The organism is Affinirhizobium straminoryzae (genome assembly GCF_007004135.1).
GTDB classification, from domain to species: domain Bacteria; phylum Pseudomonadota; class Alphaproteobacteria; order Rhizobiales; family Rhizobiaceae; genus Neorhizobium; species Neorhizobium straminoryzae.
The window spans coordinates 61150-82822 of the sequence record NZ_VJMG01000028.1; the positions used below are offsets into that span (position 1 = coordinate 61150).

Annotated in this window: 18 protein-coding genes; 4 read left to right on the forward strand and 14 right to left on the reverse strand. The window is 64.1% G+C overall.

Annotated features, from left to right (window positions below; genetic code table 11):
* Positions 1-16 precede the first annotated feature (16 nt).
* The 7 genes from FNA46_RS11600 to FNA46_RS11630 all read right to left on the reverse strand — a co-directional run bounded on the left by FNA46_RS11600 (position 17) and on the right by FNA46_RS11630 (position 7920).
* Positions 17-1501 (reverse strand): pectate lyase family protein, encoded by a 1485-nt coding sequence (locus FNA46_RS11600; protein WP_143125360.1) that lies wholly within the window; start codon positions 1499-1501, stop codon positions 17-19.
* A gap of 165 nt (positions 1502-1666) precedes the next feature.
* On the reverse strand, positions 1667-2350 hold the full coding sequence (locus tag FNA46_RS11605; protein ID WP_143125361.1) for an ABC transporter ATP-binding protein: 684 nt from the start codon (positions 2348-2350) through the stop codon (positions 1667-1669).
* Positions 2350-3099 carry an ABC transporter ATP-binding protein gene (locus FNA46_RS11610; protein WP_143125362.1) on the reverse strand — a complete coding sequence of 250 codons (750 nt, stop codon included), beginning with the start codon at positions 3097-3099 and terminating at the stop codon, positions 2350-2352. The genes FNA46_RS11605 and FNA46_RS11610 overlap by 1 nt, the downstream gene beginning before the upstream one ends.
* Positions 3092-4063, reverse strand: coding sequence for a branched-chain amino acid ABC transporter permease (locus tag FNA46_RS11615; protein ID WP_143125363.1), 972 nt, complete (start codon positions 4061-4063; stop codon positions 3092-3094). The genes FNA46_RS11610 and FNA46_RS11615 overlap by 8 nt, the downstream gene beginning before the upstream one ends.
* Positions 4064-4074: 11 nt before the next feature.
* Entirely contained in the window at positions 4075-4995 is a 921-nt protein-coding gene (locus tag FNA46_RS11620; protein ID WP_143125364.1) for a branched-chain amino acid ABC transporter permease, read from the reverse strand.
* 9 nt (positions 4996-5004) lie between these two features.
* On the reverse strand, positions 5005-6141 hold the full coding sequence (locus FNA46_RS11625; RefSeq protein ID WP_143125365.1) for an ABC transporter substrate-binding protein: 1137 nt from the start codon (positions 6139-6141) through the stop codon (positions 5005-5007).
* A 150-nt stretch (positions 6142-6291) separates the two neighbouring features.
* Complete coding sequence (locus tag FNA46_RS11630; RefSeq protein WP_143125366.1) at positions 6292-7920, reverse strand: AMP-binding protein; 1629 nt, start codon at positions 7918-7920, stop codon at positions 6292-6294.
* A 309-nt stretch (positions 7921-8229) separates the two neighbouring features.
* Here FNA46_RS11630 and FNA46_RS11635 point away from each other — a divergent pair, with 309 nt between their 5' ends.
* Together FNA46_RS11635 and FNA46_RS26290 are read left to right on the forward strand one after the other, a co-directional pair.
* Positions 8230-9999, forward strand: a complete 1770-nt coding sequence (locus FNA46_RS11635; RefSeq protein WP_143125367.1) for an ABC transporter ATP-binding protein/permease — start codon at positions 8230-8232, stop codon at positions 9997-9999.
* A gap of 183 nt (positions 10000-10182) precedes the next feature.
* Positions 10183-11463 (forward strand): putative bifunctional diguanylate cyclase/phosphodiesterase, encoded by a 1281-nt coding sequence (locus tag FNA46_RS26290; RefSeq protein WP_246103032.1) that lies wholly within the window; start codon positions 10183-10185, stop codon positions 11461-11463.
* Positions 11464-11553: 90 nt separating this feature from the next.
* Here the strand turns inward: FNA46_RS26290 and FNA46_RS11645 are convergent, their stop codons facing one another.
* Both FNA46_RS11645 and FNA46_RS11650 read right to left on the reverse strand, forming a co-directional pair.
* A complete protein-coding gene (locus FNA46_RS11645) occupies positions 11554-13461 on the reverse strand; it encodes a hybrid sensor histidine kinase/response regulator (RefSeq protein WP_246103040.1) in 1908 nt (635 codons plus the stop codon).
* Positions 13462-13494: 33 nt separating this feature from the next.
* Complete coding sequence (locus FNA46_RS11650; protein WP_143125368.1) at positions 13495-14247, reverse strand: Crp/Fnr family transcriptional regulator; 753 nt, start codon at positions 14245-14247, stop codon at positions 13495-13497.
* Positions 14248-14398: 151 nt separating this feature from the next.
* Here FNA46_RS11650 and FNA46_RS11655 point away from each other — a divergent pair, with 151 nt between their 5' ends.
* Positions 14399-15145, forward strand: a complete 747-nt coding sequence (locus FNA46_RS11655; RefSeq protein WP_143125369.1) for a response regulator — start codon at positions 14399-14401, stop codon at positions 15143-15145.
* Positions 15146-15150: 5 nt separating this feature from the next.
* Here the strand turns inward: FNA46_RS11655 and FNA46_RS11660 are convergent, their stop codons facing one another.
* The 5 genes from FNA46_RS11660 to FNA46_RS11680 all read right to left on the reverse strand — a co-directional run bounded on the left by FNA46_RS11660 (position 15151) and on the right by FNA46_RS11680 (position 19743).
* Positions 15151-15516, reverse strand: coding sequence for a hypothetical protein (locus FNA46_RS11660; RefSeq protein ID WP_143125370.1), 366 nt, complete (start codon positions 15514-15516; stop codon positions 15151-15153).
* A gap of 156 nt (positions 15517-15672) precedes the next feature.
* Positions 15673-17454 (reverse strand): adenine deaminase, encoded by a 1782-nt coding sequence (locus tag FNA46_RS11665; RefSeq protein ID WP_143125371.1) that lies wholly within the window; start codon positions 17452-17454, stop codon positions 15673-15675.
* Positions 17451-18377, reverse strand: a complete 927-nt coding sequence (locus FNA46_RS11670; protein ID WP_143125372.1) for a nucleoside hydrolase — start codon at positions 18375-18377, stop codon at positions 17451-17453. The genes FNA46_RS11665 and FNA46_RS11670 overlap by 4 nt, the downstream gene beginning before the upstream one ends.
* Positions 18377-18700 (reverse strand): hypothetical protein, encoded by a 324-nt coding sequence (locus FNA46_RS11675; RefSeq protein WP_143125373.1) that lies wholly within the window; start codon positions 18698-18700, stop codon positions 18377-18379. Before FNA46_RS11675 ends, FNA46_RS11670 begins: the two co-directional genes overlap by 1 nt.
* Positions 18697-19743, reverse strand: coding sequence for a LacI family DNA-binding transcriptional regulator (locus FNA46_RS11680; RefSeq protein WP_143125400.1), 1047 nt, complete (start codon positions 19741-19743; stop codon positions 18697-18699). Before FNA46_RS11680 ends, FNA46_RS11675 begins: the two co-directional genes overlap by 4 nt.
* A 312-nt stretch (positions 19744-20055) precedes the next feature.
* Here FNA46_RS11680 and cysG point away from each other — a divergent pair, with 312 nt between their 5' ends.
* Entirely contained in the window at positions 20056-21609 is a 1554-nt protein-coding gene (cysG, locus tag FNA46_RS11685; RefSeq protein WP_425468723.1) for a siroheme synthase CysG, read from the forward strand.
* Positions 21610-21673 lie beyond the last annotated feature (64 nt).

The window sequence follows — 21673 nt, forward strand, 5'->3', positions numbered from 1 at the left end:
TCTGCATCGAGATGCCCTATAACTTGCCGGCACCGGCATGGGCCCGGACATAGGCAGGAACCTCGGCGGCCGGAATCGGAGGGGTGCCATAAAGCGTCGGCGTCCAGCCGAGATCAGACGAGATCGGCGTCTTCGGATCGCTGTTCAGCGCTGCGGCAAAATCGGCCGGCTGGCCATTCACCAGCGAGCCGCGGTCGAAGAAGCGGGTGCCCCCCTGGACGATCGCCGCCTCGCCGATGCCGCCATTGCGGATCTCGAAATAATTGTTCTCCGAATAGATCGCCGACTCCTTGCCGATGCCGAAGCCACTGCGGAAGACCGGGAATTCGCCCTTCATCTTCAGAGCCAGAGCATGCTTTTCCTGAAGACTCGCAGCGCCCTTGATCGGCTGGGCGGCGGTTCCGGAAAAATAGTTGTTGTAGCTGTGCACCTTGCCGAAGCGCACCCGCGGCAGGCGCTGGCCGGCATTATCGAACCAGTTGGCCCGATAGGTGACGTTCAGCTTCCCCGCATCCGAATTCCGGCTGTCGCTGCCGCCGATCAGCGAGGTCTTGTCGTGTCCGGAAAAGTGGTTGTGGGTCAGCGTCACGCGGTCGGCGCCGTTGGTAATATCCACCTGCCCGTCATGATGCTGCACCTTCTGCTCGACCATGTTGTTGGGGAAGGGAAAGACCGGCGGGAAGAGGTGGTCGGGCCGTTCGCCGTCGGTGAAGGTGCAGTGGTCGATCCACACGCGCGTTCCGCCATTGATCGAGATGTTGTCGTATTCGGAGTTCCAGCGGCCGCCCGGGCATTGCTGCGGACCGGTTGCCGCATTTACATAGGCCTCCTGGCATCCCGGATAGCTGGTATCGAGCTTCCAGGAATCGCCGGGGTCCCAGGCGGGGAAATAATCGAAGGCATCCTCGAAGGTGATGTTGCGGATGATGACGTTTTCGGTGCCCTCGCCGATCACGAGATTGCCCTTGACGATCTTCGCATCGTTTCCGAGCCCGATCAGCGTGGTATTGGATGTGAGCTTGACGACAACCCGCGCCTTCTGGCGCTCAACCGATCGCTTGCGCGCCTCCTCCAGCGGCCCCGTCAGGTCCCGTAACGGACGCTTCTTGTCATCGAGCCGCACGTTCCAGACCTGCGGCGCATAGGCGGCCTTGTAGGCTTCGACGTCATAGGCGGGATCGGCATAGTCCTTTTCGAACAGTTCACGGTTATCATCATCGACCGAGAGATTGATCGTGCCCTTGACCTGAATGATCTTCGGACGATCCGGCTTGCCGCCGGGCCGCAGCGCGTCAAGCAATTGCGCGCGATTGGTTACCACAAAGACGTCGGATGGTGCCGACTTTGAACCGCCATCCGTTCCGGCACCCCACCCATCCTGTGCAGCGATCGCCTGCCGCAGCAGATCGGTCTCAGCCTTGGCAACTGGCCCAGAGAGAGATACCAGCACCGCCGCGAGCGCGCCGGCAAGAGGATGGCGGAATGGACGGGCAAGGATCATGAACACTCTCCGGTCAGCATGCCGTACGTCACGGCTATCGAGAGAGAGTTATAGGATGAATCGCGACACAGTCATCATATAAGTTTCAGGACTGATAGAGTTGCCTTGTCCCTCCCCGTTGCCCAGGTGAAAGACCGACACCATCCAGGGGGCAGCAGATCGCGCTCAGACGCCGAGATAGCGGTCCTGAAGCTCGGCCGTCAGCGCGTCGGGTCGTCCTTCCCAGGCGTTGCGGCCGTTTTCCAGCACCACGCAGCGATCGGCGACCGGCAGAAGCTCCGACAACGTCTTGTCCACCACGAGAATGGAAAGACCATCGGCCTTCAGCGCCCGGATGGCCCGCCAGATATCGAGGCGGATCACCGGCGCCAATCCTTCGGTCGCCTCGTCGAGAATCAGCAGGCGCGGATTGGTCATCAGCGCGCGGCCGACCGCCAGCATCTGCTGCTCGCCGCCCGAAAGGGAGCGCGCCAGCTGGTCGCGCCGCTCGGCAAGACGCGGGAAGAGGTCGTTGACCCGTTCCAGCGTCCAGCGACCGGGGCGCGCCGCCGCGACGAGGTTTTCGTAGACCGTCAGATTGGGGAAGCAGCGCCGCCCTTCGGGCACGAGACCGATGCCGAGGCGCGCCACCTTGTGCGGCGGCTGACGATCGGTCGGCTGGCCGCCGAAGGAGATCCGCCCCGCCTTTGGCGGCGTGAGGTTGCAGATCGACTTGATGGTGGTGGACTTTCCCATGCCGTTGCGGCCCATCAGCGCCACCACCTCGCCCTCGTCCATCTTAAGATGCACGCCGAACAGCGCCTGGCTGCCGCCATAAAACGTCTGGATATCGTGTACGTCGAGCAGCATCAGACGTGGTCTCCGAGATAGGCGGTGCGCACGGTCGGGTCGCGGCGGATCTCCTCCACGGTTCCCGTGGCGATCACCCGGCCGTAGACCAGCACCGAAATACGGTCGGCGAGCGCGAAGACGGCATCCATGTCGTGCTCCACCAGCAGGATCGGCGCTTCATGGCGCAAGCTGTCGAGAAAGCCGGTCAGCACCTTGGAGCCTTCCGGCCCCATGCCCGCCATCGGCTCGTCCAGCAGAAAGGCCTTCGCATCGAGCGCAAGCGCAATGGCGATCTCCAGCTGCCGCTTTTCCCCATGCGAGAGGTCCGAGGCCGGCACATGCGCACGCGCCGCAAGGCCGACGCGCTCCAGCCGGGCCATGGCCTGATCGCGCAGGCCCCGGTCCCGCATCACGGGGCGGAAGAAGCGGAAGCTCGACCCTGCTCCGGCCTGCACCGCCAGCATCACGTTGCGCAGGGCCGAAAAGGCGCCGATCAGCGAGGAGATCTGGAAGGTACGCCCCAGCCCCAGCCGCGCCCGCTCGGCAACCGACAGGGCACCAATCTCCTGCCCCGCCAGCCGGATCGCACCGGAATCCTGCCGCAGCGTGCCGCAGATCTGGTGGATCAGCGTGGACTTGCCGGCACCGTTCGGGCCGATCAGCGCATGGATCTCGCCGGGCCTCAGGTCGAGCGACACGCCATCGGTCGCCTTCAGCGCGCCGAAGCGCTTGTGGAGATCGCGGATCTCGAGAACCGGCTCAGCCATGACGTTCCTTTCCGGCGAAAAGGCCGATCACGCCGCCGCGGGCAAAGAGCACGGTGACGAGCAGGATCAGGCCGAGGAAGAACTGCCAGCGCTCGGTGATGCCGCCCAGCCAGAACTCCAGCAGCACGAACAGCGCAGCCCCCGCCACCGGACCCATCAGCCGTCCGGTGCCTCCAAGGATGACGAGGACAATCAGTTCGCCCGACATGTGCCAGGACAGCATGGAAGGGCTGACGAAGCGGTTGAGATCGGCATAGAGCGCGCCTGCCACCGCCGTGATCATGGCCGACAGCACGAAGGCGGTCAGCCGGATCGGCATCGGCGCAATCCCGATCGAGGCAAGGCGTACCTCGTTCTGCCGTGCCGCCTGCAGTGCCGCGCCGAAGCGGGAGGCGGACAACAGGGCCGAAAGGACAAGCGCCACCGCCAGAACCCCGAAGCAGACCAGGAAGAATTCCGTCGGCCGCATGGTGTTCAAGCCCGGAAAACCGTTACGCAGCGTGATGGACAAGCCGTCCTCCCCGCCATAGGCCGGCCAGGAGATCGCGAAATAATAGACCATCTGCGCAAAGGCGAGCGTGATCATGATGAAGTAGACGCCGGAGGTGCGCAGGCTGATCACGCCGATTGCAAGGCTGACCAGACCGGCCGCGAGCATGGCGACGATCCAGATCACCGGCATCTGGGCGGAGCCCTCGAAGCCGAACAGCATCGGTTCGCCGGACATGGCATGCGAGGCGAGAATACCTGCCGCATAGCCGCCAATACCGAAGAAGGCCGCATGCCCAAAGGAGACCAGCCCGCCAAGCCCGAGCGCAATGTTGAGCCCGACCGCCGCCAGAGCCAGGATCGCGATACGGGTAACAAGCGTCACCGTGAAAGTCTGACCGAGGGCATCGGCAACAAAGGGCACCGCCAGCAGCAGAACAAGGAGGAGAAGATTGACGCGTGTTTCCCGGTTCATGGTCTTCATCCTCATGCCTGCGCCGGAAACAGCCCGCGCGGTTTGACCGCCAGGATGATTGCCATCAGGATATAGATCAGCATCGAGGCGAGCGCGCCGCCGATCAGGCCGGCCTGATCCGGCGGCACCACCAGCGCCAGAAGCTGGGGCAGCAGGAACCGGCCGAGCGTATCGACCGAACCGACCAGAAGCGCGCCGATCAGTGCTCCCTTGATCGAGCCGATGCCGCCGATGACGATCACCACGAAGGCGAGGATCAGCACCGGTTCGCCCATGCCGACCTGCACCGATTGCAGTGCACCGACCATGGCACCCGCAAGGCCCGCAAGGGCTGCGCCCAGCGCAAAAACCAGCGTGTAGAGCGTGCGGATATCGACGCCGAGCGCTGCGATCATCTCGCGGTCGCTTTCGCCGGCGCGGATGCGCATGCCGAGCCGCGTTCTGGAAATCAGGGCATAGAGGCCGAAGGCCACCAGCGCGCCGGCAAGAATGATCGCCAGACGGTAGAGCGGATACTGCGCGCCGCCCGGCAGACCGACGGCCCCCTGCAGCAGCGGCGGAATGTCGAGATAGAGCGGAAAGGAACCGAACAGCCAGCGGGTCCCTTCCGAAAAGATCAGGATCAGTGCAAAGGTGGCCAGCACCTGGTCGAGGTGATCGCGCTGGTAGAGGCGGCGGATGACGGTGATTTCGATCAGCGCACCGGCAGCGGCCGCCGCCGCAAGACTTGCGACAAGGCCGAGCCAGAAGGAGCCGGTGAGCGCGGCGACGGAGGCGCAGGCAAAGGCGCCGACCATGTAGAGCGAGCCATGGGCCAGATTAATCAGGCCCATGACGCCGAAGATCAGCGTCAGCCCGGCGGCCATGAGAAACAGCATGACGCCGAGCTGAACCCCGTTCAGCACCTGCTCGATGACGAGAGCCAGGGTCACGAACGGGCCTTACTTCTTGCAGTCTTTGGCATAGGCATCGCCGTGATCGGTAAAGATCGTCTCGACGATCTTGTTGGTCAGCGTGCCGTTCTCCTTCACCACTTCCGTCAGGTAGATGTCCTGGATCGGATGGCGGTTGGTGTTGAACTTGAATTTTCCACGCGGCGACTGGATGTCGGCCTTGTTCAGTTCCGCGGTGAAGGCCTTCACATCCTTGACGCTCGCCTTGGAAGCGGCCGACAGGATCAACTGCGCCGCATCATAGGCCTGCACGGCGTAGATGGAGGGCAGACGGCCATATTCGGCCTGGAAGGCCGGCACGAACTTCTTGTTCGCGGCGTTATCCAGATCCTTCGCCCACTGGCCGGAGGCCTTGGCGCCCAGCGCCGCATCGCCGATGGCCGGCAGCACGTCCTGACTGAAGGAGAAGCCGGGGCCGATGACCGGGATCTTCACGCCTGACTGGGCATACTGCTTCATGAAGGCGATGCCCATGCCACCCGGCAGGAAGACGAAGGCCGCATCGGCGCCGGAGGCGCGGATCTGCGCGATTTCGGCGGCGTAATCCGTCTGGCCGACCTTGGTATAGACCTCGCTTGCGAGTTCGCCCTTGTAATAGCGCTTGAAGCCCGTCAGCGAATCCTTGCCGGCCGGATAGTTGGGCGCCATGATGAACGTCTTCTTGTAGACCTTGCTGGCATATTCGCCCATGGCCTCGTGAAGATTGTCGTTCTGGTAGGCGGCGTTGAAATAGAGCGGATCGCACTTTTCGCCGGCAAGCGCTGCCGGGGCTGCATTGGTCGACACGTAGATCTTGCCCTGCGCCACGGCGCCCGGCACGACCGCCATCAAAAGGTTCGACCAGACGATGCCGGTCAGGATATCGACCTTGTCGCTCTGGATCATCTTGTCGGCGATCTGTACGGCGAGTTCCGGCTTCTGTGCGTCATCCTCGGTGACGACGGTGATGTCCTTGTTGCCGGACTGCTTGATCGCCAGCATGAAGCCGTCGCGCGTATCGACGCCAAGGCCCGCACCGCCGCCGGAGAGCGTGGTGATCAGGCCGATCTTCACCGGCTCCGCCATGGCCAGCGACGAGGCACCAAGCGTCAACGCCAGCGTTGCGGCCTTCAGAAAAGTCTTCATGTGATGCACTCCCGTTTTCTTTGACGTCCCACTCTGTGATGCGCGACCTTTTGCGGTCGTTCTGTCATCCCCGGCACAACCATAGACGCAGGCCGGGATATTTTCCTAGTCGAAAGCAGTGATCCCCACAGGGCGTGTGACCCGACACGATCAGGCCGCACGGTCTTCCTTCAGGCGGAAGCGCTGGATCTTGCCGGATTCGGTTTTCGGCAGCGCCTCGGCAAAGATGATCGAGCGGGGATATTTGTAGGGTGCGATCAGGGACTTCACATGGTCCTGCAACAGCTTGGCGAGAGCGTCGCACGCCGCGGCCTTGTCTGTCAGCACCACATGCGCCTGCACGATATGGCCACGCTCTTCGTCCGGCACCCCGATCACCGCGCATTCCAGCACCGCTTCGTGCTTCAGAAGGGCTGCTTCCACCTCGGGTCCGGCAATGTTGTAGCCGGCCGAGATGATCATGTCGTCGGAACGGGCAGCGAAATGGAAATAGCCATCCTCGTCCTGGGTAAAGCTGTCACCCGTCAGGTTCCAGCCGTCGCGCACATATTCCATCTGGCGCTCGTCTGCCATGTAGCGGCAGCCGATCGGTCCCTTGACCGCCAGCCGGCCGATTTCACCGCGCGGCAACTCGTTCATCTGCTCGTCGACGATCTTCGCACGATAGCCCGTCAACGGCAGGCCGGTGCAATAGGGTTTTGCCTCACCGAGCCGGTTGGAGATGAAGATGTGCAGCATTTCGGTGGCGCCGATGCCATCGAGAATGGGCTTGCCGGTCTTTGCCGTCCATTCCTCGAACACCGGCCCGGGCAGCGTTTCCCCGGCGGAGACGGCAATCCGCAGCGAGGAGAGGTCAACCTTGCCCTGATCCATCGCCGCCAGCATGGCGCGATAGGCCGTCGGTGCGGTAAAGCAGATCGTTGCCCTGTAGGTCTCGATGATCTCCATCATCTTCGGCGGCGAGGCGTGTTCGAGCAGCGTGGCGGCGGCACCGAAACGCAAGGGGAAGATCGCAAGCCCGCCAAGGCCGAAGGTGAAGGCGAGCGGCGGCGAGCCGACGAAGACATCCTCCGGCGTCACCGCCAGCACCTCCTTCGCATAGGCATCCGCGATGATCAGCAGATCGCGGTGGAAATGCATGGTAGCCTTCGGCACGCCCGTGGAACCGGAGGTGAAGCCCAGCAGTGCAACGTCGTCACGGCCGGTCAGGACGGCATCAAAGCGGACCGGCTTGTTCAGGGCGGCGCGATCGAGCTCGGCATCATGGTTGGCGGTGCCGTCAAAGCCGATCACCTGGGAGAGGAAACGGCTTTCCTTGGCGACGGCGACCAGTTCATCCATCAGGCGCGTGTCGCACAGCGCCATGGAAATTTCCGCCTTGTCGATGATTTTTGCCAGTTCGCCGGCCCGCAGCATCGGCATGGTATTGACCACCACGGCGCCCGCCTTGGTGGCCGCCAGCCAGCAGGCCACCATGGCCGGGTTGTTGGCGGAACGGATCAGCACACGGTTCCCCGGCTTCAGCCCGTAATCCTCGACCAGCGCCCTTGCGATGCGGTTCGTCCAGTCCGCCAGTTCCTTGTAGGTGCGCCGGCGGCCATTGCCGATGAGGGCCGTATGATCGCCAAAGCCCCTTTCAACCATCCGGTCGGTCAGTTCGACGGCGGCGTTGAGATAATCGGGATAATCGAAACCGTCGAGCAGCAACTCCGGCCACTGTTCGAAGGGCGGAAGATTATCGCGCGCAAAGGTATCCACGTGACTGGTCGGTCCCAGCATGGCTCTGTTCCCTTCTGTATCTGAGGCGCCGTCGGACGGGTTTCCTCTCCCGGACGCGCACCTTGCGAGGCTGTTTCCGCCTCTTGATGGGGAAAGAATTGCACCGGACCGCCGCGCATGCAAGAGAGAAATTTTAAGTTTATAATATTTTTTTGACGACCGTCATGTCGCGGATCACGCGCCGTCCCCGTCCTCACCACCGCAAGGGGCTGGCGCAAAGCCACGCCATGGGCTTTAGGTAAAATGTAGCGATACGGGACTAGAATGGCCGGAACCGTCCGGCGACGGCGATATAACGCGGACTGCGACATGGCTGAGACCAACCAAGACGGCGGCAAGGCGACGGAATTCGACATCGATAGCGCGGACTTCCGCTTCGATGCCCAGCTGCGCCTGATGATGGGCGCCTTCTGGCAATCGGCGGTGCGCAATCGCGTGCTGCTGCTGACGGTGGCGCTGCTGGCCGTGATCCTGACCACCGTCTATGCGCAGTATCGGCTGAACTACTGGAACACGCCCTTCTACAACGCGCTGGAACGGCGCGATCTGCCGGCCTTCCTGTCGGAGCTGAAGGTCTTCTTCGTGATTGCCGGCTCGCTGCTGATCCTCAACGTCGTGCAGGCCTGGCTGAACCAGATGACGGCGCTCTACATGCGCGAAGGCCTGGCGCGCGATCTGGTGGACCAGTGGATGGCGCCGCGCCGGGCCCTGAAGCTCGCCAATCTCGGCACCATCGGCATCAATCCGGACCAGCGCCTGCACGAGGATGCGCGCAACCTGGCGGAACTGTCGACCTCGCTTGCCATCGGCCTCGTCAATTCCACGATCCTGCTGCTCAGCTTCATCGGCGTGCTTTGGTCGATCTCGTCCGATTTCAGCTTCACGATCGATGGACGCCAGATCGCCATTCCAGGCTACATGGTCTGGGCTGCGCTTCTTTATGCAGCAAGCGCCTCTCTGCTCAGCAACATGGTCGGACGGCGGCTGCCGGGCCTCAATACGCTGCGCTATTCGAAGGAAGCCGAGCTGCGCTTTGCCCTGATGCGCACAAACGAGAACCTGATGGCCATCACGGTGACGCATGGCGAAGACAGCGAGAGGCGGCGCATGCAGGCGGCCGTCACCGAAGTTCTCGCCGTCATCCGCCGGCTGGCGCTTGGCTACACCAATCTCACCTGGGTCTCCTCCGGCTTCGGCTGGCTGACAACGATCGCCCCCATTCTCATCGCAGCCCCGGTCTATTTCAGCGGCAGCATCTCCTTCGGCGGGCTGATGATGGCGATCGGCGCCTTCAACCAGGTCAATACGGCACTGCGCTGGTACATCGACAATTTCCGCCCGATTGCAGACTGGAAGGCCGCCCTCTACCGCGTCTCGGTCTTCCGCCGGGCGCTGTGCCAAATCGGCCAGGAAGAAGCGGAGGATAAAGCCCCCGCCCTGCTGACAGCCTCACCGGAAAGCCGGATCGTGCTCGGCGATCTGGTGCTGCTGCCCGGACCCGGAGGACGCGACAGCGACAAGGGCATGGAGCTTGCCGGCGAGGTGACCATCTCGCCCGGCGACCGGGTGATGTTCAACGGCGACCCGCGCGCAAACCGGCATCTGCTCTTTCTGGCCATGGCCGGCCTGTGGCCCTGGGGGACAGGCGAGATCCGCATGCCCTCCGCCGATACCGTGCTGTTCATGCCGCAAAAGGGCTATTTTCCCGATGCGAGCCTGCGCGAGGTGATGGCCTACCCCAACAAGGCAAGCGAGTTTTCCGACGAACAGTTGAGGGCGGCTCTTTCGGCGGCCGGTCTCGACCGGCTCGCCGGTCACCTTGATGCCCGCGAACGCTGGGACCGGACCCTGGAGGAAGAGGAGCGCACGCGGCTTCGTCTCGCCAGCGCCCTGCTGATTCAGCCGGACTGGCTGATCATCGATGACGCGCTGGAATCCCTGGATGCGGAAGCGCAGCAGGACTGCGTCGAGCTTCTCGGCACATTGCGCAATACAGCAATCGTGTATATTGGACGGTCCGATGTATTTACCCGCCTGCAACCGCGAATCGTGCATCTGACACCACTGCACACCAGCTGAGCCGAAATATTGTGATAGATGATCGGCGTTTATCCTTGCCTTTTCAGGGGGAATAATTCAATAAGATTGAGCTATGCATGATTGACATGCTTTGAGGCCGCAATGCAGCAGAAAATGGGCGCGGATACCGAGTTTGGCCAAAAGAGCCGCACATTTGATGAGCACGCGGCAGCCCGGGCGGATATGACAGCCTGCCTGCACCATGTCTCCAGCTTCGCCAGCCAGCTGTTCGGTGTCGATGGCACCTTCATAACCCTCGACGACCGTCAGATAGCCGTTAACGACATCCTTGCAGCTCAAGACGCAAGCGGCAACATTGCCCTGATCCGGATGGCAGCGTCAGACGATGTTGTCGTCGTCCTCGACCGCGCAAGCCTGTCGGCTGACGCGTCAGTGACGCAGACACTGCCTGCCGCTGCTTCTGCGGATACGGGGTTTCTCGCCGGCGCCCCCCTGACGGGCGCAGACGGCGTCTCCTTCGGCATGTTCTGGATCGTCGGCCAACATCCCCGCGACGGCTTTTCCCCGGGCGAGCAGCAGAATCTGCGCGCCATTGCGAGCATTGCGGCCAATCATCTCCTCGCCCGTCAGGCGCGGCATCCGGATGCCCTGCGGGCCGGCTTTGCCGATGAGGCAGCGATGCACCGTCCTGACCATCTGCAGGCAGCGAAACGATCGGCCCAGAGCGACATCGCACGCGCCTTGCGCCGGGCTGAATTCGTGCTGCAGTACCAGCCACAGGTCAGCCTGGAAGATGACAGCCTGTGCGGCATGGAGGCGCTCATCCGCTGGCAGCATCCTGTGCGGGGGCTTTTGCCACCCGCCGAGTTCCTGCCGCTGCTGGAGCAAAGCCCTCTCAGCCTGGATGTGGGCTGGTGGGTCTTGAGCGAAGCCGTGCGGCAGATGGGCGAGTGGCAGGCCAAGGGGCTGACGCGCGTCAAGATGAGCGTCAACCTGTTTCCGCTGCAACTGCGCAGCCCGGGCTTCATCGAGGCCGTGGCGGACCTTTTGACGCATCACGGCGTCGAGCCGCGCTTTCTCGAACTGGAAATCACCGAGACAGCCGCCCTGACGGATGGCGACGAATCCCTTCGCGTGATCAACGGCCTGCGCGACATCGGTGTCGGCATTGCTTTCGATGATTTCGGCACCGGCTATGCCTCGCTTGGGACGCTTCAGCATTATCCGATCACGACGCTGAAGATCGATCGCGGTTTTGTGCGGGATCTGCTCACCCGGCAGCGCGATGCCGCCATCACCCGGGCGCTGATCATGCTGAGCCGCGACATCGGCGTTACCACGATTGCCGAGGGCATCGAAACCATCGAGCAGGAACTGACGCTGAAGATGATGGGATGCGATTGCGGCCAGGGCTATCTGTTCGGCCGCTCGATGCCTGCATCAGACATTGCCGGCCTGCTGGCAAGGCAGCCTGTGCCTGCGGCTGTAGCACGCGCCGGCTGACGTCGCCTTCTCCTCTCCGAGGGTTGTCGAGGACACACAGTTGGGCCATCGCCAGGCCACGCCGGCTGCCACAGGGATCTGACTGTTTGCTCAGTCGAGCAGCAGCCGCAACTGCACGGCCAGTTCGCGTGCCGTATAGGGCTTCTTCAGCCAGCTTCCGTCGGCCGCCAGCTGCCTGCCGGCGATCTCCGGTTCGGCATAGCCCGACGTGAACAGGATCTTGATATCGGGACGCCGCTCGCGCACCACCTTGGCCAGTTGGTCGCCCGACATGCCGGGCATGGCGATGTCGGTAAAGAGAAGCGCCACTTCGGGGTGCCGGTCCAGCACATCGAGCGCCTCCAGCCCGTTGCCGGCCTGGTGAACGATGTAGCCCGTGTTCTCCAGACGGGCCACCGCGACCCTGCGGACACGCGGATCATCCTCCACGACGAGAATAGTCTCGGTGCCACCCGGCAGCTGCTGTTCCGGCATCGTGGTTTCCGATAGGGCATGTGCGGCAGAGGTCCTGCTGGCCGTGGGTAAAAAAAGCCGGATGCTGGTGCCCTGCCCCGGCTCGCTGTAGATCTGGATATGGCCGCCCGACTGGCGCACGAAACCATAGACCATGCTGAGGCCAAGGCCTGTGCCGGCCCCCATGCTCTTGGTGGTGAAGAAGGGCTCGAAGGCCCGCTGCTTGACCTCCTCTGTCATGCCCGTGCCGGTATCGCTGACGGCGACAAGCACGTAATCGCCGGCCCGCAGTTGCGGATACATCTGCGCATAGTCGAAATCGAGATGGACGCGGCTCACCTCCAGCGTCAGCTGGCCACCGTCCGGCATGGCATCGCGCGCGTTGAGCGTCAGGTTCAGCAGGGCATTCTGCAACTGCGGCCCATCCACCAGTGCCTCGTTGCCGCCGCCGCGCACCGTGGTGCGCAGTTCGATGCGGTCGCCAATGGTGCGGCGGATCAGCTCGGAAAAGCTTGAGATCATGTGGCCGAGATCGGTGACGCGCGGGTTGAGAGGCTGGCGGCGGCCGAAGGCCAGCAACTGGCCTGTCAGCTTCGCACCGTCATTCGTCGCCCCCTGCGCCTCGCGCAGCAGGACCTGCGCCTTCGGCTCGGTCACCCGCATCTCCAGCATTTCCAGATTGCCGCTGATGATGGTGAGCAGGTTGTTGAAGTCATGCGCCAGACCGCCGGTCAGCTGGCCGATGGCCTCCATCTTCTGGGCCTGGCGCAGTTCCTCCTCGATCTTGTGACGGCTGGTCAGGTCGCGGATGAAGCCGGTAAAGATGCGCTTGCCGTTCGAGATCGCCTCGCCAACGGCAAGTTCCATCGGAAAGGTCGAGCCGTCCTTGCGCAGCCCTTTCACCACCCGGCCAAGACCGATGATGCGGCGCTGGCCGCTGGTCAGATAATTGACGATATAGCGGTCGTGGTTCTCGCGGTCAGGAGACGGCATCAGGATCGCCACATTGCGTCCCTCCACCTCCTCGGCATCGTAACCGAACAGGTCCTCCGCCGTGGAAGAGAAGGAGGTGATGGTGCCAACCTCATCGATGACCACCATCGCTTCCGGCACCGTCTGCAGGATCGAGCGGAAATGCGCCTCGCGCGCCGCAAGATTTTCCTGAATGGTGGCGGCGGCGCGGAAATCCTCGTTGATCTGCACGATCAGGGGGCCATCACCGGTATCCTTCAGGACCCAGCGGCTCAGCACCGAGATCGTGTGACCGTCCTTGTGACGGTATTCGAGATTGCTCTTGAAGGCGCCTTCCTTGCGAATGGTCGCGATGACATCGTCCAGGACAAAGGGCGGCTCGGGCGACAGCAGCGTCAGCACGTCGAGCCCTGTCACCTCATCGGCCTGCCAGCCGAAAAGGCCGACACTGCCGCGGCTCCAGTGGCGGATGAAGCCTTCCACATCATGCGCGATGACATTCATGGGGTCGAGCAGCGACAGCAGGTTCGAGACCTCCGACGACGGCGGGCCGGAACTGATCATCTCTGCCATGCAAACCCCTTGGCTTTCGAAAAAGGCGACCCGTCAATGCGGCCAGACAGCCTGACGCGTCTTGACGGCATTGTCGCCGATGTCGTCATAACTATCGCCATCACCGCACAGCGCAAGGAGTTTTCCGGGCTTTGCGAGGTCGAAGGCGTGGCGGCCGTTCGGCGAAATCACGCCCCGCGCGATCAGCTTGGTGATGGTTCGCGATACGGTTTCAATCGTCAGGCCCAGATAGTCGGCCATGTCCTGCCGGCTCATCGGCAATTGAACGGTGCGGGCCATCGGACGGCCACCCTGCATGCGCCGGGCAATCAGCATCAGGAAGCTGCAAACGCGCTCTTCCGCGCTCTTGCGTGACAGAAGCACCATCTGGTCCTGGGCGGCGGCCATTTCGTCGCACATCAGCGCGAAAAGCTGCGGGCGAAGCTCCGGCGAATGCTCGACCGCTTCAATGAAGGCGCGCTTGGTGAGGCGGCGCACCTTGACGGGCGTGACGGCTTCAGCGCTGTAGAGATAGACATCCTTGAGCGAGAGACCCACCATGTCGCCGGCGTAGAGGAAGCCGGTGATCACCCGACGGCCATCACCTATGATCTTGAAAATCCTCAGGACTCCTTCGGTGACCTCGAAGATGTGCTGGGCGGCGTCACCCTGCCAGAACAGGCCTTCGCCGACATCAAGCGTCTCGCGCGGGACCGAGGCGAAGAGTTCATCCAGCGTGGCCAGTTGCGGCTTCATCGTCGCCATGGCGGCGAAAGCGGAGTGTGCGTTGGTGGCTGTCGAAAGCATGTCCGTCCCTCTGTCTTGATGGCCAAACTATGGCGGTCGGCGGTGACAGAAGGATGCCGGGCATGTTACGGTCCGGTTGAATCGTGTAACAGCGTGTAACAGCCAATCCGGTGGTTCGGCCGGTGGTCTGGCAGGTGGTCTGGTCAGTGGCATGACGAAATTCGAGAAGCGGGCCGAGCGCATCCTCATCGTTGATGACGATCCTCGTATCCGTCAGATGGTAACGCGTTATTTCGAGGACGAGGGTTTCCTCGTCACAGGCGCCCAAGACGGCGCCTCCATGCGCAAGGCGATGGCCGACTTTACCATCGATCTGATCCTTCTCGACCTCGTGCTGCCCAACAGCGAGGACGGGCTGGCCCTGGCCCGCGAAATCAGGGCCACCTCCGATGTTCCGATCGTGATGCTGACCGGTCGCGACGACGTGGTGGACCGCATCATCGGCCTGGAAGTGGGCGCCGACGATTACATTCCGAAACCCTTCCATCTGCGGGAGGTGCTCGCCCGCGTGCGCAGCATCCTGCGCCGCCGCAAGCCGGCCGAAGCCCCGGTCCAGGATCAGGGCCAGATCTACGAGTTTGACGGCTGGCGGCTGGAAATCAATCGCCGCCGCCTGATGAACCCGCAGGACGAAGAGGTGGAACTGACCACCGGCGAGTTCGACATGCTGGCCGTGATGATCCGCAATGCCGGCCGCGTGCTGACCCGCGAAATGCTGATGGACCAGACGCGCGGCCGCCAGCTCGAGGCCTTCGACCGGGCGATCGATGCGCAGATTGCCCGCCTGCGCAAGAAGATCGAACCCAATCCGGCCCATCCGGTCTTCATCCGCTCCGTGCGCGGCGTGGGGTATATTTTTGCGGCCGAGGCGAGCAGCGCAGAAGCGCGCGGGACCTGAGGCTGTCAGGCCGGCAATTGCAGGCGCGCCCCGCCAGCGCTTGCGGCCAGCCCCTGCAAGCGCTCCCGCAGCGCGGAGCGGACACCATCCTCATCGAGGACTGTCGCCACCACATGGAGAGGTACGTCCATGACAGCGCCCTCGTCCGTGTCGCGCAGTGTCGCGAGACAAAGCCCCTTCAGGTAACCAAGCCCGTTTTCGCAGACCAGCAGGTGCTCGCGCGCGCCACCTTCGTCCCGCGCCGCGATGATGCGTTCGCAGAACTGGCGCCAGTCGCCGAGATCGGCCGCCACATCGGCCGCACTGGCCAGCGGAAAGGCCCGGTCCACCTGCGCGACCGTGATGTCGGCTACGTTGTAAGCGCTGTTCATAGGACTTCCTTCGAAGGGGCTTGCCCTTCTTGTCTCTGCGCACCATCCGGCGACGCATCCCATATCTGAAGCCCATAATTAGCGACAAGGAATGGCGCACGCTTTGAGCAGAATCAACTGCGACAAATTCGTCACAAATGCGTCATCCTGTCAGCTTCACCAGCTGGCGAGTACCGGCGTTTCGAGAAGCCGCCCCGTGGTGACATCGGCAATACCAAGATCGGTCTGGTGCGGGCCGGCATTGCAGGCAAGCGTCGCTCCGAAGCAGGCCTTGAACACCAGATAGGGTGGTTGCCAATCGACAATGCGATCGATCGCTTCCCGAATGGCGGCAAAGCCGGCCGAGGCTTCCGCCACGCTCCCATCCGCGACAAGCCCGGCCAGCGGCAGTGGCAGGAGGGCTTGCACGGCGCCGCCCGAGGCGACGGCAAGGCCGCCACCGGCCGCAATCACCGCATTGGCGGCGGCAGCCATGTCGACCGGATCCTGCCCGAACACGGTCAGGTTATGGCTGTCATGCGAGACGGTGGTGGCAAAGGCGCCGCGCCAGTTGCCCCAGCCGGTGAGGAAGCCGACGCGCGGCCTTGCGGCGACGAGACCGTGGCGATGCACGACGGCAATCAGCGTGGCACCGTCGGGCGGCACGACGAAACCATCGCGCACAGCGGTCTCGGCCTCGCCCCAGCGGGTGAAGCGGGGCTGGTCGATCGTTGCAACGCGCGCGGCATGCCCCGTCGATGCGACACGAAAATCGTCCGGCGAGAGCGGCGAGAGCTTCATCGTGCCGGTCAGCGTCACGGTTTCTGTGGCGGCCGGCGGAGCCAGCAGCGCGCCGCCGGCGGCAACCTCACGACCGGAGACGAGAACGCGACGGGCCTCGAAGCGGGAGAGATCCTCGAACAGCACGAGATCGGCCCGGCGGCCGGGCGCGACAAGCCCGAGATCGGGGCGGCCAAGACGGCGTGCGCCGTTCAGCGTGGCCGCCTGCAGCGCCCATTCGGGCCGCATGCCATAGCCGACCAGCCGTCGCACCACGTCATCGAGCCCGCCGCCATTCTGCAGGTCGTCGGGAAACACGTCGTCGGTGCAGAGCGTCACCGTCTGCGGCAGGTGGCCGAGCCGTTCCAGCGCGGCGACGAAATCCGGCAGCAGGTGGTCGTGGCTGCCGCGCAGCTCGATCGCCAGACCGGCGCGAAGCTTCTCCATGAGATCATCGCCGGACACCAGTTCATGGTCAGAGCTGACGCCTGCCGTGACGAAGGCCTGCAGGTCGGAGCCGGTCAGGCTGCGCGCATGGCCGCAGACCAGCTTGCCCGTTTCAAGCCCCGCCTGGATGATGTCCGCCATGCGCGGATCACCCTCGATGATGCCGCGCATGTTCATCATTTCGGCGATGCCGGCGATATCCGGCCGCGCCAGCAGATCGGCCAGCACATCAGGACCGAATTCGGCGCCGGCGCGCTCCAGCCCCGGCGCGGAGGGCACCGATGAGGGGGCGAGCAAAATGACGCGCAGCGGCAGGTCGATCACCGCATCGGCCGCCCAGTTCACACCGGCAAGGCCCAGCACATTGCCGAATTCGTGCGGATCCCACACCACCGTCGTCACGCCCCGCGGCACCACGGCCTGCGCATAGGCGGCCGGCGTCACCATGGAGCTTTCGATATGCATGTGCGTGTCGATGAGGCCGGGCGCGATGAAGGCGCCGGCGGCATTGATGGTGGAGGCGCTGTCGAGACGCGAACCCGGTGCGTGGACGCTGGCAATCAGCGGCCCGACGATGCCGACATCGGCTGCCCGCAATTCGCCCGTCACCACATCGACCACGGTGCCGCCCCGCAGCAGCAGATCGAAGGGCACCTCGCCGCGTGCCGCCTGCACGGCGCGCAGGCGCAGTTCCGGCAGGTTGAGGTCGAAGAGTTCGAAGGGGCGGGTCATCGGGCAGCTTCGTTTTTGAGAACGTCGAGAATGATGTCGCGCGCCTGCTCGACGGCAATGTCGATGGCGCAGGCGGCATTGAAGGATGCGCGGCCGGGGCGGGTTTCCACCACGGTGCGGCCACGCGTATGGGTGCCGGTCAGTTCCGCATCAAGCCGCACATCGCGCCAGGTCACCAGATCCTCACGCAGGAAGGCGACGGCGGCCACGGCATCATAAAGCGACATGGCGCTGCGGCCGCGGCTGACGGCGATATCGATGAAACCGGAGAGCAGATCGGCGAGCAGCGCGCTGTTGCGACCGCCTGCCCCGCGCACCGGCTGCACGTCGGCGGGCGCTGCGAGCACCTTGCGGCAGAGATCGAGATCAACCATGCGCAGCGGCAGACCATGCGCCAGCACTATGGCGAGCGCCTCCGGATCGGCAAAGGCGTTGAATTCCGCGGACGCCGTGTGATTTCCGCTCGTCACGCCGCCGCCCATCCAGACGAGATCGGTGATGCGGGCCGCAAGGTCCGGCCGGGCAAGCGCCAGGGCGGCCAGATTGGTCAGCGGGCCGAGCGCCAGGATGCGGTGCTCCGCATCGCCATTCTCCAGCCAGGCGCAGAGGGAAGAGAAAGCATCCCCGGCGTGCAGGACCACGGGCACCTCCGGCAGGCGGGCGCCGGCCGAGGGCATTCCATGATCACCGAGGATGCCTGTTGCCGTCTCCAGACGGCCAAGGACCGGGGACGCGCGTCCCCGATGGAGCGGGAACGTCCAGCCGAACGCGTCCTGCGCGCCGGCCGCATTGCGTTCCACCTGTTGCAGACCGGCATTGCCGAACACCAGCGAGACACCGGCGATCGGCGGCCCGCGATGGGCAACCACCAGGATCGCCGCGATATCATCGAAACCCATGTCGGTATCGATCCAGACACTCATCACGCTGCCTCCACCAAAGATGCGGGGCTATACGTGACACCAAAGGCGAATTTGCCGCGCGCAATGTCCTGGAAAGGACCTGGGACCAGGGTCACCACGCGCGGCCGCCGGACCCGTTCCGCCGCTTTCGGAACATGGCCGGTGATGGCAATTCGCATGTCTGGGGCTTCCGGATGGCACACTGATTGGAACGGCCATCCATCTTGGCCATCAAAAGCTGCAAGGAAGGCAGAAATAGGGCCGGCGCACAGCTTTGCAAAATTCCAGCGCCGGCGGGCCGCGATCCGCGGCGCGATCACGCGCCCCGCAACGGAAAGCCTCATGCTTCATCTCCCTCAACGTTTCGGTTATCAACCGCACGCGGGCCGGAGGATTGCCGCAACATCAGCATCATCGGAACACTGTTGCTATCGGCCACAACCGTGCCCAGCGCCGTCACCCGCCCCTGCGGCAGACCTGCAATCACAGCCACCAGCGCCTGCACCGCCTGGCGGGCGATTTCCGCCATGTCCATGCGCAGCGTCGTCAGCGACGGCGTGATGACCGAGGACCATATGAGGTCATCAAAGCCGGTGACGCTGGCAGCCTCAGGTACGGCAATGCCGGCCGCCTGCAGTTCCGTCAGCGCGCGCACGGCGGTCAGGTCCGAGAGCCCGGCAAAGGCCGTCACCCCGTCCTTCACCATCGCCGCAAGGCCGAGCGGTGCATCCGCGCCGTGCGTCTCGGCATGCTGTTCCAGCCACAGCACCTCTGCCCGCACGCTTGAGCCAAGGCCGGCGCGCAACCCGCCGATCCGGTCCGACTGGACATTGGACAGGGGGCTGCCGCCGAGAATGAGAACGCGCTCGTGCCCGAGTTCCCGAAGATGCCGGCCCATTTCTTCGCCGCCGCCCCAGTGATCGGAGGCCACCGTATTGCCGGGGGTCGCCGGCGTATCGATGACGGCCACGGGACAGCCAATATCCGAAATGCGGGTGCCGCGGCGCGGGATGACGATGATGCCATCCACACCGCGATCGATGAGGCGCAGGATTGCCTGCGTCTGCTGCTCCACGGCACCCCGCGAATCCCCGATCAGCACGCCATAGCCGGCAGAGGATGCCGCTTGCTCGATGGCCTGGGCGATCTGCGGAAACAGCGGATTGGCGATATCCGGCAGGACGAGACCCAGAACGCCGGTGCGGCCGGTGCGCAGGGCGCGCCCCGCCACGCTCGGCACATAGCCAAGGCTGCGGGCGGTGTCGCGGATGCGTTCGGCAAGCTCCGTCGAGACACGCCCCTTGCCGGACAGCGCGTTGGAGACGGTCGCCACCGATACGCCGAGCGTATGGGCAATCGCGGACAGGTTGGGCTTCTCGCTCTTCATCATGGTGGATGCGTTGATTAATCGTTTAATCGATACTCTGAAGCGAATTGCCTGTCGAGAGCCTTTCGTTCCATGGCACAGTCCGACCGGAGCCCGTAGCGTATCACCCCAGCGTCACCGCGACCGAAACCGCACAAGCGGAAGTGATTTTCCAAGAGTTACAGGGTTTTCGCAGCATTATTTCTTGCGAGGAAAGGCCAGCCGATGGCACTTTCGAGTTATGTTGCGCTGCCGGCAGACCCGTCATGGCCGCGAGCGAGGGACCAGGGGCGCCGCGCAAAGCCCTTCAAACAGACCGAACCGGAGCCACCGATGAACGCCGAGCAGACCGCACCCCGTGACAGCCGCCGCACAGCGTCCGGCCGCACAGCGCCGGCGCGCATGGAGCCGCTGGCGAAGCTGCCGGTATTCTTCGGCCTCGACGGCAAGCGGGTGGTGCTGGCCGGCGGTTCGGACGGCGCGGCCTGGAAGGCGGAACTGCTCATTGCCTGCGGCGCGACCGTGCATGTCTTCTGTCCCGCCGATCACCTCGGCGAGGTGATGCGCGGCCTGATCGAAACCCATGCTGCAGAACGGGCCGCACGTACGGCCGAAGAGGCTGCGGTCCGCCCCGGCATCATTCACCATGACCATCCCTGGCACGTCGGCATCTTCGGCACGGCGGCGCTGGCGCTCGGCGATTGCGAGACCGACGAGGAAGCCAAGGCCTTCTATTGCGCAGCCCGGGCGGCCGGCGTGCCCGTCAATGTCATCGACAAGCCGGCCTTCTGCCAGTTCCAGTTCGGCTCCATCGTCAACCGTTCGCCGGTGGTGATTGCCATTTCCACCGATGGCGCTGCCCCCATTCTGGCGCAGGCGATCCGCCGGCGCATCGAAACCCTGCTGCCGCCGGCGCTGAAACCCTGGGCCGAAATCGCCCAGAGCATCCGCGAGGCGATCAATGCGCGCCTGAAGCCCGGCACCGAGCGGCGCAGCTTCTGGGAACGCTTCGTCGACCGCGTCTTCCGCGAGGCGCCGGCGGACGGCATTGCCGAGCAGCTGGTGAAGGATGCCGAATCGATCGCGCAGGCGGTGGAAGCGAGCGGCGAAGGACGCGTCACGCTGGTCGGCGCCGGCCCCGGCGATGCCGAGCTTCTGACGCTGAAGGCCGTGCGGGCATTGCAGGCGGCCGATGTCATCCTGTTCGACGATCTGGTTTCCGCCGATGTGCTGGAGCTGGCCCGCCGCGAAGCCAAGCGCATGCTGGTCGGCAAACGCGGCGGCCGCGAGAGCTGCAAGCAGGAAGATATCAACGCCACGATGATCGCGCTCGCCAAGAGCGGCAAACGCGTGGTGCGCCTCAAATCCGGCGACCCGATGATCTTCGGCCGTGCGGGCGAGGAGATCGAAAGCCTGGAGCGCGAGGGCATTCCGGTGGAAATCGTACCGGGCGTTACGGCGGCAACGGCCATGGCGGCGCGGCTCGGCGTGTCGCTCACCCATCGCGACCATGCGCAATCGGTGCGCTTCGTCACCGGCCATTCGCGCAAGGGCGAACTGCCCGCCGATCTCGACTGGGCAAAACTTGCCGATGCCAGCGTGACCACCGTCTTCTACATGGGCGGACGAACCGCTGGCGCCATCGCCGCCAAGCTGACCGGTCACGGCATGAGCCCGTCCACCCCGGCGGTCATCGTAAGCTCCATTGCCCGCGCGGAGGAACGCCGCTGGGCCGGCCCCCTCTCCGCCATGCCTGATGCCATGGCCGAGATCGGCTATGACAATCCCGTGCTGCTCGGGATCGGCGATGCGTTCATCAAGGCGAAGGTCGAGACGGAGACGTCCAACCTGCCGGACACGGAGAGTGCTGTCGCCCGCGCCGGATAAGGGCTCGGGCAAGGCGGGTCGCCGCGGTCGAAGAAAGAGCTTCCACCTCCAGCCCCTACCCCGT